Source organism: Levilactobacillus spicheri DSM 15429 (genome assembly GCF_001435095.1).
Classification (GTDB): Bacteria; Bacillota; Bacilli; order Lactobacillales; family Lactobacillaceae; genus Levilactobacillus; species Levilactobacillus spicheri.
This window is the reverse complement of record NZ_AZFC01000015.1, coordinates 361,264-374,905: the sequence shown is the minus strand read 5'-3', so window position 1 is coordinate 374,905 and position 13,642 is coordinate 361,264. Positions and strand designations below refer to the sequence as shown.

The 13,642-nt window shown below is 57.5% G+C and carries 11 protein-coding genes; 2 read left to right on the top strand and 9 right to left on the bottom strand.

The window, feature by feature from the left end; all coding sequences use genetic code 11:
- Positions 1–79: 79 nt before the first annotated feature.
- The 3 genes from FD37_RS05515 to FD37_RS05505 all read right to left on the bottom strand — a co-directional run bounded on the left by FD37_RS05515 (position 80) and on the right by FD37_RS05505 (position 3,193).
- The gene (locus FD37_RS05515) at positions 80–1,171 is read right to left on the bottom strand and encodes a hypothetical protein (RefSeq protein ID WP_056964023.1); all 1,092 of its coding nucleotides are present in this window, start codon (positions 1,169–1,171) and stop codon (positions 80–82) included.
- A 232-nt stretch (positions 1,172–1,403) separates the two neighbouring features.
- Positions 1,404–2,510 carry a hypothetical protein gene (locus FD37_RS05510; RefSeq protein WP_056964021.1) on the bottom strand — a complete coding sequence of 369 codons (1,107 nt, stop codon included), beginning with the start codon at positions 2,508–2,510 and terminating at the stop codon, positions 1,404–1,406.
- A gap of 209 nt (positions 2,511–2,719) precedes the next feature.
- The gene (locus tag FD37_RS05505) at positions 2,720–3,193 is read right to left on the bottom strand and encodes an S-ribosylhomocysteine lyase (RefSeq protein WP_045807484.1); all 474 of its coding nucleotides are present in this window, start codon (positions 3,191–3,193) and stop codon (positions 2,720–2,722) included.
- A gap of 198 nt (positions 3,194–3,391) precedes the next feature.
- On the opposite strand from FD37_RS05505, the gene FD37_RS05500 reads away from it, so the two are divergent.
- Entirely contained in the window at positions 3,392–4,399 is a 1,008-nt protein-coding gene (locus FD37_RS05500; RefSeq protein ID WP_045807485.1) for an LCP family protein, read from the top strand.
- A gap of 205 nt (positions 4,400–4,604) precedes the next feature.
- Here FD37_RS05500 and FD37_RS05495 read toward each other — a convergent pair whose 3' ends face one another.
- From FD37_RS05495 to FD37_RS05470, 6 genes are all read right to left on the bottom strand, one after another.
- Positions 4,605–5,447 carry a DUF1129 domain-containing protein gene (locus tag FD37_RS05495; protein ID WP_056964019.1) on the bottom strand — a complete coding sequence of 281 codons (843 nt, stop codon included), beginning with the start codon at positions 5,445–5,447 and terminating at the stop codon, positions 4,605–4,607.
- Between the two features lie 861 nt (positions 5,448–6,308).
- Positions 6,309–6,572, bottom strand: a complete 264-nt coding sequence (locus FD37_RS05490; RefSeq protein ID WP_045807487.1) for a metal-sensitive transcriptional regulator — start codon at positions 6,570–6,572, stop codon at positions 6,309–6,311.
- A complete protein-coding gene (trxA, locus tag FD37_RS05485; protein ID WP_056964017.1) occupies positions 6,572–6,898 on the bottom strand; it encodes a thioredoxin in 327 nt (108 codons plus the stop codon). The genes FD37_RS05490 and trxA overlap by 1 nt, the downstream gene beginning before the upstream one ends.
- Positions 6,899–7,025: 127 nt before the next feature.
- Positions 7,026–8,438 (bottom strand): FAD-dependent oxidoreductase, encoded by a 1,413-nt coding sequence (locus tag FD37_RS05480; RefSeq protein ID WP_045807489.1) that lies wholly within the window; start codon positions 8,436–8,438, stop codon positions 7,026–7,028.
- A 548-nt stretch (positions 8,439–8,986) separates the two neighbouring features.
- Positions 8,987–9,874: an alpha/beta hydrolase gene (locus FD37_RS05475; protein ID WP_045807490.1), complete on the bottom strand. Its 888-nt coding sequence runs from the start codon at positions 9,872–9,874 to the stop codon at positions 8,987–8,989.
- Positions 9,875–10,540: 666 nt separating this feature from the next.
- Positions 10,541–11,395, bottom strand: coding sequence for a DegV family protein (locus FD37_RS05470; protein WP_056964015.1), 855 nt, complete (start codon positions 11,393–11,395; stop codon positions 10,541–10,543).
- A 420-nt stretch (positions 11,396–11,815) separates the two neighbouring features.
- On the opposite strand from FD37_RS05470, the gene FD37_RS05465 reads away from it, so the two are divergent.
- Positions 11,816–13,192 carry an Nramp family divalent metal transporter gene (locus FD37_RS05465; protein ID WP_045807492.1) on the top strand — a complete coding sequence of 459 codons (1,377 nt, stop codon included), beginning with the start codon at positions 11,816–11,818 and terminating at the stop codon, positions 13,190–13,192.
- Positions 13,193–13,642 lie beyond the last annotated feature (450 nt).

Here is a 13,642-nt window from a genome sequence, read left to right as displayed (position 1 = left end):
AAACCACGTTTAACCACTAAACGGCGCGCCAATTTGTGTCAGATTGGCGCGCCGTTTTTGTGTGCTTAAAATGGGACCGTCACCAACTCGTGGTCGTACTTTGCAGGATCTCCGGGTCGTGGTTGGTCAGGAGCGTCGCCCGACCCGCCGCCGTGAAGTTCAGGGCCTCGAACTCCCGGGTGCCGGCAAAGCCGGTCCAACGCACGTCGCTGGCGGTCAAATGCCCGCTGCCCCCGAGCCCGCTGACTGGCAGGCTGGCGATCGAATCGTCCGAGACCAGGTACAGCCGGTCGTTTTGCGGGTTGTAGGCCATGCTCTGCACCCGCGTGCCCGGTCCGTGGTCCAGCACCTGGCTGGTCAGGCGGAAGTGGACCCGTGTGGCCCCGATTGTGCCCTGGTACAGGTAGATCTTCGACGCGGACGGACGGGTCCAGAAGTAGGCTCGACCCTGCTTGTCGAAGGTCAGCACGTGGCCGCCCGGAACGGCGAAGTGGCCGTCGCGCAGCCGGAACCGCAGTTGGCGAACCGGCCGCAACGTTTGCGGACTGATCCGTTGTAGGACCCCCTCTTGGGTGATGGGGACCCGCGGCGCGGATTCGCGGTCCTGCCACATATAAAACTGGTGGTCCCGCCAATTGTAGGCGAGCGACTGGCCGTGCCCGGTGGTGAATGCCGGGCCGATTTTGATGGCCCCGGCGATCGCCGTCTCCCGCGGGTTCCCCGCCATTTTCGCCGCAAAGACTTGCTGGAGCTGGCGCGGTGTCACCCGCAACTGGGCCAACTTGGTCTGGTCAAACCGCACGATGCGGCCGCGGTTCTCCCAGGTGGTCGGGCAGTAAACGATGTAGACGTACCGCCCCACCGTGACCATGCTTTGCGGGTTGCCCCAGGATTCACCGTGATATCCCGGTAGCGGCAACAGGTACTTGGTGGTAAACGTCACCGCCGCCCCCTGATTGGACGCGATGGTCTCGCTTCCGTGCAGATTCGGCGATGGCGCGTAGGACCTGGGCACCGCCTTAAAATGGACCAGATCATCGTTTAAGACCCGGGTCTTGCCCGTGGTCAACGCGCCCGTGGCCTGGTGAACGGTCGCCGCTTGGACCGGCAGCGCCGGGGCCCCCACCAGGCCCACCATCAGAGTCATTGCTAGTAATCGTCGCCAACGCATGACGCCTCACTCCCCCCGTTGAACTGGTCCCAATATACCCCCACCCCACCGATCATCGGCACCGAAAACTTTCAATTAGGGTACTGACCTAACCGCCTTGACGACGCGCCGGCGGGCAGACCGTGGACGCAAAAAAACCAGCCAGGAAATTCTCAACTTCACGAGGATTTTCTGGCTGGTTGCTTTTTATGAACTTTGGGAGCGCCAAGAACCGTTGGTGCGCGGCGGTTCGTTACCACTTGGTCCCCGTGCTCTTTAAGATCTCGGGATTGTGGTTGCTCATCAGGTAGGTCCGGCCGTTCGGCGTGAAGGCCAGCGCCTCGAACTCCCGCCGGGGCGTGAAGCCGGTCCAGCGCACGCGCTTGCCCGTCAGGTGGCCGTGCCCCCGCAGGCTTTTGACCGGCAGACTGGCCACGGAATCATCGGAGACCAGGTACAGCCGCCCGTTGTGTGGGTTGTACCCGATATTTTGTACCCGCGGGCCCGGCGAGTGGCGCAGGACCTGATGGGTCAGCCGAAACGAAACGTGGTGCAGCGTGATCTTGCCCTGGTAGAGGTTGACCCGGTGCGCCGAGGGCCGGGTCCAGAAGTAGGCGCGGCCCTGCTTGTCAAAGGCCAGCACGTGGCCGCCCGGAACGGCCAGGTGACGACTCCGCAAGCGGAAGCGAATCTGGTGGTTGGGCCGCAACGACCGGGCGCTGATCCGGTTGATGTAGCCGTACTGATTGGTCGGGACCCGCGGGGCGGATTCCCGGTCGCACCACATGTAGAGGTGGTGGTCCTTCCAGTTATAGGCCAGCGATTGGCCGTGGCCGGTGATGAAGGCCGGCCCCACCTTGATGGCCCGCCGAATCGCCGCCTCTTGGTGACTGTGTTTGGCCGCCTTGGTGTACGCGCGTTGCAGCTGGCGCGGCGTGGCCTTGAGGGCCGCCAACTTGGTGCGGTCGAAGCGCACGATGCGGCCGCGATTCTTCCAGGCCGTCGGGCAATAAACTACGTAGAGGTACCGGCCGACCAGGGCCATCCCCTGGGGGTTGCCCCACGCCTGGTGCCGGTAACCCGGATTCGGCAACAGGTAGGCCGTCTTAAAGGTGACCGCGCGGCCCTGCGCCCGCTTGATGACGTTTAAGTTGTGGAGGTGCTTCGCGTGGCGGTAGTGCCGTGGTTGCGACCAGGTCTTGACCCGGTAGTCGTTCAACAGCCGCGTGCGGGTCGCAATCAGCCCGGATGAGCGTTGATGAACGACGGGCATCGCGTGCGCCACACCCACCGAGGGCCCCCATAGCCAACCCAGGGTCCCCACCAACAGGACACCCCGCCAAAACTTTCGCCAACACATTAAAAATCCACTCCCTATATCTTTTTCTCCATTATGTATCCTACCCGATTCGGGCGCCCTTGCCTAGCCCAAGTTGTCAAGGTCAACGGCGTAACCGTGCTGGAGCGTTGGTCCCCCACATCGCCGACCAATCGGCAACGACCCCACCACAAAAAAGCGGGCCGCCATCGCTGGCCGCTCGCTTCGGTAGGTTTTGGGTGGGGCGTCTGTTAGATGACTTCGCGGGTGAACGGGTCCTTTGAGATTCCCTTGTCGAGGATGTCCTTGCACCATTCCTTCGCGGAGAAGAGGCTGTGGTCCTTGTAGTTCCCACAACTGTACTTGTCGGTTCCTTGAACGTCTTTCCATTCCGTGTCGTACGCGATCCGGTGGAGGGACGCCTTGAGGGCCTTGGCCACTTCTTCAGTGGATTGTTCGCCCCAAGTGATCAAGTGGAACCCGGTCCGACAACCGAACGGTGAGCAGTCGATGACGCCGCTCATCTCGTCCCGTAAGTAACCGGCCAATAAATGTTCGATGGTATGTAACCCGGCCGTTGGAATGGCGTTCGTGTTGGGTTGCACGAGCCGTAAATCAAAGTTCGAGATCACGTCACCCTTTTGACCCGTCTCGCGCGTAATCAACCGCACGTATGGGGCCTTCACTGCCGTATGATCGAGCGTAAAGCTTTCTACTTTTGCCATATGTTTGCCAACTCCCTTTAACATTTCTAGTGGTGGTACTCCTCTACTGTACACCATTCGGGGGGCCCTCGCTAATTATTTTCAACTTACTAAAGACTCCTAAGAAAGGACAAAGATTGTCCGAATCGCGCGTTCAAATCATCTCATTGTTTTCCGGAATGCTTATACTGGAGTTGAATCGTCAGAGGGGGGATTTACATGAATGAAACGCCAGAAGAACCATTACCACCACGGGAGGAAGCGCGGCACGTCAACCACTCACGCAAGTTGAAGTGGCTGATTGCGCTGCTGTGTTTACTGTTACTAGCCGGCGGTCTGTACGCTTGGTTTGCCTACCACAACGCGAAAAACACGTTCTCGCAAACCTACCGGGCCCTGCCCACCAAGCCGAGTGACACGGCGTTGACCAGCGGCAAACCCTTCGCGGTCCTGCTGCTGGGAACCGACACCGGGGCCCTGGGGCGGCACGACGTCGGACGGACCGACACCATGATCGTCGCCACGATCAATCCGAAGAAGCAGACTGCTAAACTGACCAGTATTCCGCGGGATACCCTGGTCAACATCTACGGTAGTCAACAAGATGATGAAAAGATCAACGCCGCCTTTCCACTGTACGGGCCGGAAACGACCATCAAGACGGTCGAGCACCTGGTCAACATCCCCATCCACTACTACGTCCTGCTCAACATGGGCGGCCTGGAAAAGATGATCGATGCCGTGGGCGGGGTCACCGTCACGCCACCGCTGACGTTCCATTACCAACAGGCCAACGTGGTGAAGGGCAAGTCCATTCACCTGAACGGGGCCAGCGCGCTGGCTTACTCGCGGATGCGGGACCAAGACCCGCTGGGCGACTACGGCCGGCAACAGCGGCAACGCCAGATCATCAAGGCGTTGGTCCTGAAGGAAGCCAGTCTCAAGTCCTTACCACGGTACCAAAACGTGCTGAGCTCGCTGAAGAATAACCTGCAGACCAACATGACCTTCCAGGACCTGCTGTGGATTCGCACCAAGTACGGCCACACCAGCCGGCACGTGCAATCCCAGACCCTGCAGGGCAAGCCGGCCGTGATTAACGGCATCGACTACCAGATCGCGCCGCAAGCCACGATTGACCAGGTCTCCAAGGGCTTACGGGCCGACCTCGACCTGCCGGCGGTGAACACCTTCACCACCGATGCCTTGGAGCCAGCCGGGTTCTGACCGAAAACAACTGAAATGCTGGAGTGGGCGTTTAACTAGCTCACCTAACCCAATAAAAAGAGTCTGAGACATGCTTAAAGTCCCAGACTCTTTTGTGTTCTCCAACTATTATCTCGTGTCGAAACGCGCGCCAAAAGGCAGCTGGTTCCGCTTAACACCGTTCATGCTCGCCAGTTAACCGCCTTTTGTCCCACTCTATTTCCGGTTAATCATCAGAATGGTGGGTCATCCGGAGCGCCTGTCGCTGCCGCCAGATGTGCCAGCCACTGACCAGGATGCTGACGTCGCCCACCAGGGTCCCGGCGCCAATCATCAAGGTCCCCGTCGAGGTCGCCATCAGCCCCGCCGTCGGGGCCATCCGGGCCAACAGCCCCAGCACCGTCATGATCCACAGCGCGGCGATCAGCGCCGGCAGCCAGGAATCCGGGTGCCGCCGTTGGTCCCAGAGGATTAGGCCGGTCAGCACCACGGCGAACAGGAGCAAGAAGATGCTGCCGCCCTTGCGCGTGATGTACACCAGCCCCACCGCGGGTAAGGACCGGCCGACCAGGTTCAGGGCGACCAGAAGCGCCACGACGATGACGCCCCAGCCAATCGCCCGGCCCCGTGGCCCCAGGTTCGGCGTCAGCCAGATGCCCAGTGCGAGGGCCACCACCAGCAAGACCAGTTGGACGCCGACCGCTAAGAGTTGGAGCGGGACGGCGGGCAGGATGATGGTCGGCAGGACCAGCCCGACGACGAAGAGCCCTAGTGGGAACCACAGGTCGTGCGTCCACCACCAGGGACGGCGTTTGGGCCCCTTCATCAGCCGCTGGGCGGCGGCGATGGGGTCGCCATGGTAATAGGCTGCGGCGGTCTGTCCCTGCTTCTGCGCCGCCACCAGCGCCGTTAATTGCGTGTTTAAATATTCCTGAAGCGTCTCTTCATCCTGCAGGCGCGGGTCTTGCCGTAAGAGGGGCTCCAGCTGGTCCCAAAACTGCAGGTTCTCCGGGGTCAACTGGGTCCGCAAGGCCGTATTTTCTTGAACAATGACTGAGGTTTCTGGCACACCAGTCACACTCCTTTCGTGGGGTCCGGGGACGTCCGCCCCGGCCGCATCGTTTCTTCTTCTATGATAGAAAACTCCCCGCCGAATTGCCACCCATTTTACAGAATCGGCCGGAATCTAAAATGATACAGTGTTGTTAACAACCGCTTCACGCCGGCGAGCAAGATGGTCGCAGGTACGTTGCCGAGGCCAGCGCCTACCGGTCGGTCAGCCTGGGGCTGGAACGTAGCCGACACGACTTTTAGCCTTAGGAAGAACACCTAAGTCTAAAAGCTCGGTCTTTCTGTAATCCGGGCAACCCACCCGGATAACAGAAACGAGGCTACTGAGCCCCATTCTGATCTCCCTCTCGGCTAACAACGGCGTGCCTGGTCATCGTGATGAAGTGGCAATATCCCAGACAGTATAGGCGTCAGCTACCTGCTTACCCCCCTCAGATAACCAGGTTAACGCGGTGAGATGTTTCCATTATCCTAGGTTCTACCCGTTGTGCTGAAGGAGACTCCCCCCGTCACGGTTATCGTGCGAGCTAATGGTGGTGGCCCCACCAGACGACTTTAGAGAGTCACCACGATAGCTGCCAGCTCATCTCGTTAATGATGGGTATTCCACCATGTGAGCGGAACAGAGGCGACTTGATGGTCGTGGTGAAATTGATGTTATCTGGCGTCTTGGGCCAGGTTACATCAAGGCCGAGTTCCGGAGACCCGTGGGTTTCGGGGCTTCGGAATCGTGCCCACCACGATCATCTTGCTCGCCGGCGTGGAGCGGCTGGCCTCATCCTCTGATGGGTCAACGCAAAAAGGTTGCCTCCCCTCAAGGAGCACAACCTTCTCATGACTCAATCAAAATGAACGTGGATTAATGGTTCTTAATCACCAATTCCAGGGCCGTGGCCAATTGTTCCTGTTGCTGGTCGCTCAACTGGTCTTCGTCCACGCACTGCTTCACGTTTTCGGCGACCACGACGCCCATGATGCGTTCCACACCCGAGCGGACCGCGGCCAGTTGCGTCAGGATGTCCTGGCAGTCGCGCCCCTCGTCGACCATCTTCAGGATACCCTGCAGCTGGCCGTCCGTGCGGCGGAGCCGGTTTTTAAGCTTGGTGGCCGTCGTCTGTGCCATTAGGCCGTCGCCTCCGCCAACTTACCGTCGAGGTACTTCTTCAGCGCCGCCTTCGGGTGGAACCCGACCACCTTTTCGGTCGGCTTGCCGTTCTTGAAGACCACCAGCGACGGGATGCTCATGATGCCGAGCGACTGGGCCAGTTCCTGGTTCTGGTCCACGTCCAGCGACGCGAACTTCACCTGGCCAGCGTAGTCCTGGTCGAGCTGCTCGAGGACCGGCGTCTGCATCTTACAAGGGCCACACCAGGTCGCCCAGAAATCGACGACGGTCAACGCTGTGTCGTCGCCCACGTGTTCAAAGTCTTTTGCCGTAATTGCTTGCATTTGTGAGTCCTCCCATAAAATGAATAAACCCATTATACCCTAGGGGGTATTTAAACACAACCTTCTTCACTCAGCGCAGAAAAAACCGGCCCCGCCGTAAAGGCAGTGCCGGTCAGTTTATCGTTCCTTATTTTTCGTCGGCGGTATCGGGCACCATGTTGGCGGGTGCGGTCAACCGGGGATGGTTGTTGCCCCGTTCGATTTCCTTTTCCACGGCCATCTGAGCGACTAGGTTCAGGTAGTTGAAAGGATCGTCGAAGTTTGGCTGGAACAGCATGTCCACGAAAGCCAGATCGTCGATGGTGTTGCGGTTTTGAATCGCGATCGACAGCGCGTTGGCGGACTGGGCCACCTCGTGCTTACTGTAGAGTTGCGCCCCTAAGATCAGGCGGCTCTGGGTATCGTAGACCAGGTTGATCGACAGCTTATCCGTGGACGGCATGTATTCCGGCCGCCAAGTCCCCTCGAAGGTCACCATGTCGGCGTGTTCGAAACCAGACTTCTTGGCGTGTTCCAGGGTCAGCCCGGTGGAGGCCAGCGTGTAGCCAAAGATGTTCATGGCGGACGTAGCCTGGGTGCCCATGTACTGTTGGACGTTGCCGAAGACGTTCATCCCGGCCAGCATCCCCTGCCGCACGGCGTTGGTGGCCAACGGCGTGTAGGCCGGCTTGCCGGTTGGGTTGAAGTTAACCACGCAGGCGTCCCCACAAGCGTAGATATCGGGGTTCGACGACTGAACGTAGTCGTTGATGATGATGGCCCCATGCTTGTCCATGTCGACTTGGCCGCGCAAAAGCTCCGTGTTCGGCACGAACCCGGTGCAGACGATGGCCAGGTCGGCGGTGAAGTCGCCATCGGTGGTTTCGATGATCAGCTGGCCGTCATCGTCCCCGGTAAAGGACGTGACGCGCCGGTTCATGTAGACCTTGACGCCCTTGTCTTCCAGCATATCCACGATGCGGTCGGAGAAGTTCTTGTCCACATAGTGATTCAAGATAATGTCCCGGGACTGGAAGAGTTGCACGTCGTGATCCGTCCGGGCGTAGCTTTCGGCCAGCTCCGTGCCGACGTACCCGGCCCCGATGATGGCGATGCGTTTGTTGGTCTTCGCCGTTTCGTAAATGGCCTTGGCTTGGTCGTAGTTCTTGCAGAGCAGGACCTTGTCTTCGTCGATCCCAAAGATTGGCGGAACTGTCACGGTCGAACCCGTTGCCATGATTAACTTATCGTAAGTATCGTTGACTAAATCGCCGGAATCCATGTTCACAGCTTCCAGAGTCTTGGCTTCAGCGTCAATCTTCAACACGTTGTAGCGCGTCTTGATAGTGGCCCCCAGCTTGGTCAGTTGCTCTGGTGAGGAATAAAACATGTCTTCTAGATGCTTAACTTGTCCGTCCAGGAACAATGAAATCCCACAAGACAAGAAAGAAACGTTTGTATGCCGCTCATAAATAGTGACATCCGTATCCGGGTGATCACGCAAAATTTGTAACGCCGCATTCGTTCCAGCGTGTGTACTCCCAACAATGATGACTTTCATGTTTACCCTCCTACAAATCGAAAAAAGATTCTACGGCTAGTCTACTTGAAAGTTAGCGAAAGATAAACGACTTGGCTCGTAAAATGATTAAATTTATACCCAAAATCTCACACATCCTAAAAAGTGACGGGAGCATGTGCAGAATGCACACTTACAGTTTGAGCAATCCCACCCCCGCCCTTCTCGAATCCCGGCGAATGCCCCAAGGGGTGATATAAATCCATTTATACCCAAACCCATCAGGCCCAATCGCCGTTTAACCAGCGGACGGTTATCGTTCAGCAGCGACCCGAACCCAAGACCGTGGCACCAAGGGAACCGGACCACCCTCTAACCAGTTCAGCGTAGGCGTCACAATTCGCTTGCGAAAGTCGCGCAAACCCGCTATGATACCCGTAGTTAGTTCGTGATACGTTCTGACCTTAAGCACTGTGAATAACCTAGGAATCAGAGTTTTTAGATGCACTCCCCCCAAAACAAGTGATTTATTAGCAGATTCCTAATGAGAAAAACCCCCGAACGATCCGCATGTCGTTCGAGGGTTTTTATTATCGATTTTTTAATGGCGCGGCCGCGGGTTTGAACAGGAAGTCGAAGACCAACTGCTGGACCCGCGGGTTGTCGTGCAGACGACTGTGCTCGGCGCTGGCGCCCAGGAAGCCGACCTCCCGGAAGCTGGCCGGGATGTTCCGCAACAGGTAACGCAGCGAGCGGGCCGAGGCCGTCGAGATGTAGCGGTCCGAGTGGGTGCCGTCGTTGAGGTCGCCGTAAATGTTCAGGACCGCGGCGTCTTGGGGGAAGTCCTGCCGGTGCTGGTAGAGGTCCGCGTAGCTGGGCAGCCAGAAGTTCTTGGGATAGACCACCTTGGGCCGCCCGTCGGCCAACAGGAAGTTGGTGTTGTGACTCTCGTTCATGCCGATGACCCCGTTGAAGGGACCGGCAATCGTCACCAGCTTACGCAACCGCGGTAACCACGCATCCTGGCTGTACGCCTCAGCGTACGCGACCAGGGCCACGCTGCCCGCCGAATGGCCGACCGCGTTATAGGCCTGGACCCCGTGTTGGCCGCGCAGGTAGATCATGACCTCGTGTAGCCAGCGCACCTGAAAGGGCAAGCGGGCCTGGTTGTTGCCAAAGGTGATCTGAATCAACGGGTGGACCACCGTGTCGTCCCACCGGCCCCGGATCTTGAGTTTGCCGGCGTGCGTGATGTGAATGGTCAGCATCTGGTGGTACCCCGTCTGGACCGCAGCCTGTAACATCGCTGCCATGGTTTTGGAGCTCCCCCGCAGGCCGTGCACGAAGATCGTGGGGACCTGCGGCGTGATCTGTGGCCGTTGTCGCTGCCACCGGGCCAGTTTGCGGTGGGTCCGTAACCGCCCTAGCGCACTGGTCGCGCCCGAAATCATCGCTAATTCTACTAAACTTAAGTCCATTAACTCGTTGTCCTCCTGAAGCCGGTGTTCTTCACCAGGCCGCTGCCTGATGGTTACGGTGGGGGCCGTGGCGCCGTTCACGCCGATAATGGGACGCTGCTTACGTCCCCTCACCGTGGCTGACCCACTAGTGACCCACATTGTTATTTATCCTAACTATCGTGCTTTCTCCATTATACGGCCAATTTCGGGTTTGTCAGGTGTTTTTTCACAAAATAATTGGTGACCCGGGGGCCGTCAGAGCGTGACGCAACCGCAAACCGCGGGTTTCACCACCGCCAACTGGTTAAATCAAGCCTAATATGAACCACTCAGGCTGTCAAATAATGGTCATTTATTATTAATATATTTATTGAACCAATTGATTGCGCCGCAACCCTACCTGGGTTACACTACAGTCAGGTCAGCAAGGAACGCTTGCCGACTCGCAGCAAATTCTTATTATTCTTACGCGAGCAGAACTTAGCACTCCCCCAAAGTCTTAAATTCCTGCTCGTACCCCCCTCAAGCCATGATAGCCTCGTTGCCGTCGTGGCCTTTTTTGTCGTTTCACAAGTGACAGTTCATTCTACGATTCATGAAGGGTGACACCCATCGGCGCCTGTAACGGCGATGCGAGATTTCGCAACCGTTACAGGTGCTTTTTTCAGCTTCAGGTAGCCGTCATCAGTCGCGCACCTGGACCCCGACGCCAATCAGACCAGGCCCCGTGTGGACGCCCAGCGCGGGCGATACGTCGCCGCTGTACCACTGGCTGACTTGGGGGAACTTGGCCTTGAGTTGCGCCAAGACGTCCTCGCGCAGGTCGGGATTGACCCCGTCGACCACGGACACGCTCACGTGTTGGCCGTCCCCGATGGCGTCGCCGACCAGACTGATCAGCTTGGCAATCGTCCGTTTTTCACCGCGCACCTTCGCAATCGGGTAATAGACCCCCTCGTCATCACAGGAGATGATGGGCTTCACGTTCAGCAGGGTCCCGGCTAAGCCCGCGACCCGGCCGATCCGGCCCCCGGCCTGCAGATACTTCAGGCTGGGCACATAAAAGAAGACCTTGGTCTGGTTGGTGACCCGTTCGACCTCGGCCACGATCTGGTCAAAGCTGCGGCCTTGGTCGCGGAGCTCCGCCGCGTAGATGGCCGCGAAACCGCTACCGATGCCGACACTGCGGGTGTTGACCACGTGGACCACCAACGGCGAATCTTCGGCCAACAGTTTTAGTTCTTGGTAGGTCCCCGACAGCTTGGCCGAAATGCTGACGGCAATCACGTGGGTGTACCCCGACGCTTCAATTTGATGGTAGGCTTCTACGACCCGTTTTCCGGTCGGACTGGACGTCGTGGCCGGTTCGGTCGCTTGCCGGCGATAGAATTCAGCCGGTGTAATCGTGATGCGGTCCTCGTAGACGCGGTCGCGAAAGATCACGTTCATCGGGACCAACGCCATATCGGCCGCCTGCAGGACGGGCGTGGGCACGTCCGAACAGGAGTCGACTAAAATCGCAATTTTCTCGGTTTGCATACTGGTTCCTCATTTCTACTAGTTTCGAATGCGCACTGGTCAAAAACATTATAACGCAATCAGCTAGTATTTAAAACTAGATGATTAAATATCAGGGTATAGGTTTACTAATGATGCATTGAAATGGTTCGTCATCGAAATTTTTTCTCGTGCCACCTCAAAATTAATATTTAACCCATGAAATCGTCACCAACTGTTCATTATCTAGCAAAAATCGCGTCACCGCCGGGGTCCCTAAGCCCGTAAACGGTTGACTTTACCCGGATTTAGCCTATACTTACAGTTGAAATTTTGCGGGCTACGTGTGGGTTAAAACGATTTAGCACTTATTCGATCACCCACCGACGGCCGTAAGATTCAGAAAGGCAGAAGTCATGCGACTACCTGAATTTCTAGACAGATAGAAAAGAGGGGTTTTATATGAAGAAACATGAAACCGATGCAACGACCAAGCACCACATGCTCGAATCGACCGGCAGCGACCAGAAGAGTCTGGACGAGGTCAATGGGAGCGTCGACGTGCCCCAAAACGCGGGATTCTGGCGAACCCTGGCCGCCTACACCGGCCCCGGGGCCCTAATTGCCGTGGGGTATATGGACCCCGGTAACTGGATCACCTCCATCGCCGGGGGGGCCCAGTATAAATACACGCTGTTGACGGTCGTCCTGATGTCCAGCTTGATTGCGATGCTTCTCCAGGCCATGTCGGCCCGACTAGGAATCGTGACCGGGAAGGACCTGGCTCAACTGACGCGGGAGCGTACCGGTAAATTTACCGGGATTCTCCTCTGGATCATCACCGAGCTGGCCATCGTGGCGACCGACGTGGCGGAAATCATCGGGTCCGGGATTGCGTTAAAGCTCTTGTTCGGCTTCCCCCTGCTAGTGGGGATCCTGATCACCGCCGCCGACGTCTTACTCCTGTTGGTCCTGATGAAGTTGGGCTTCCGGAAGATCGAAGCCATCGTGGCGACCCTGGTGGCCGTGATCCTCTTCGTGTTCCTGTACGAAGTGATCCTTTCCCAGCCCCACATGGGTGAGGTCGTCAAGGGCTACCTCCCATCGAGTCACGTGGTCACCAACCAAGGGATGCTGTACCTATCCTTGGGAATCGTGGGGGCAACGGTGATGCCCCATGACTTGTACCTGGGGTCATCAATTTCGCAAACGCGGAACTTCGACCGGAACAACCGCAAGAGTGTGGCTCAGGCCATCAAGTTCACGACCATCGACTCCAACATCCAATTGACGCTGGCCTTCGTGGTCAACAGTCTGTTACTGATCTTGGGAGCGGCCCTGTTCTTCGGGACCGACAGTGACCTTGGCCGGTTCGTCGACCTGTACAACGCCTTAAGCAACAGTCAAATCGTTGGCGCGATTGCCAGTCCGATTCTGAGTATGCTGTTTGCCCTGGCGCTGTTAGCCTCCGGGCAAAGTTCCACCATTACCGGGACGCTGGCCGGGCAGATCATCATGGAGGGGTTCATCAACCTGAAGATGCCGCTCTGGGCACAACGGTTGCTGACCCGGCTGATCTCCGTGACGCCCGTGGTCATCTTCGCCCTGTACTACCACGATAACGAAGCTAAGATTGAAAAACTGCTGACGTTCTCGCAAGTCTTCCTGAGTATCGCGTTACCGTTCGCGATGATTCCGCTGGTGATCTTCACCAGTAACCACAAGCTGATGGGTGAGTTCGCCAACCGTACCTGGATCAAGGTGCTGGCGTGGATCATCACCGTCATCCTGATTATCTTAAACGTTTACCTGATTCTCAACACCTTAGGCCTCGCCTAAACGCCAAAACGGTCACCGGAATTCCGGTGACCGTTTTTTTATGCAACGAATTGGGTAATAGCCAGCGCTCCACGCCGGCGAGCAAGCTGGTCGTGGTGGGCACGATTCCGAAGCCCTGCAAGAATCGCAGGTCTCCGGAGCTCGGCCTTGATGTAACCTGGCCTAAAACGCCAGGTAACATCAATTTCACCACGACCATCAAGTCGCCTCTGTTGCGCTCACCCAGCGGGGATTGCCTAAATAACGGGAAAGGCTGGCTACGAAGCGGAGACGCCCACGTTGAGAGCCGCCAGCTATTGCCTCGCCATCGTCAAGACCGCTGGTGCTCGGATAGACTCAACCCGTGAAATCGTGGTTGCTCAGTGTTCCCCTCAGTCGGTTGACTATCATGCCGCAATTCAAATCATCGGTTCCTTAACTCACGGCCACCACGACAACTTAAAAACGACC

Bases quoted from the DNA above. Each gene is read 5' to 3' on its own strand.
- FD37_RS05510 (WP_056964021.1), bottom strand. From the start codon at position 2,510: ATGTGTTGGCGAAAGTTTTGGCGGGGTGTCCTGTTGGTGGGGACCCTG.
- trxA (WP_056964017.1), bottom strand. From the start codon at position 6,898: ATGCAAGCAATTACGGCAAAAGACTTTGAACACGTGGGCGACGACACA.
- FD37_RS05470 (WP_056964015.1), bottom strand. From the start codon at position 11,395: ATGCAAACCGAGAAAATTGCGATTTTAGTCGACTCCTGTTCGGACGTG.
- FD37_RS05500 (WP_045807485.1), top strand. From the start codon at position 3,392: ATGAATGAAACGCCAGAAGAACCATTACCACCACGGGAGGAAGCGCGG.
- FD37_RS05480 (WP_045807489.1), bottom strand. From the start codon at position 8,438: ATGAAAGTCATCATTGTTGGGAGTACACACGCTGGAACGAATGCGGCG.
- FD37_RS05515 (WP_056964023.1), bottom strand. From the start codon at position 1,171: ATGCGTTGGCGACGATTACTAGCAATGACTCTGATGGTGGGCCTGGTG.
- FD37_RS05465 (WP_045807492.1), top strand. From the start codon at position 11,816: ATGAAGAAACATGAAACCGATGCAACGACCAAGCACCACATGCTCGAA.
- FD37_RS05490 (WP_045807487.1), bottom strand. From the start codon at position 6,572: ATGGCACAGACGACGGCCACCAAGCTTAAAAACCGGCTCCGCCGCACG.
- FD37_RS05505 (WP_045807484.1), bottom strand. From the start codon at position 3,193: ATGGCAAAAGTAGAAAGCTTTACGCTCGATCATACGGCAGTGAAGGCC.
- FD37_RS05475 (WP_045807490.1), bottom strand. From the start codon at position 9,874: ATGGACTTAAGTTTAGTAGAATTAGCGATGATTTCGGGCGCGACCAGT.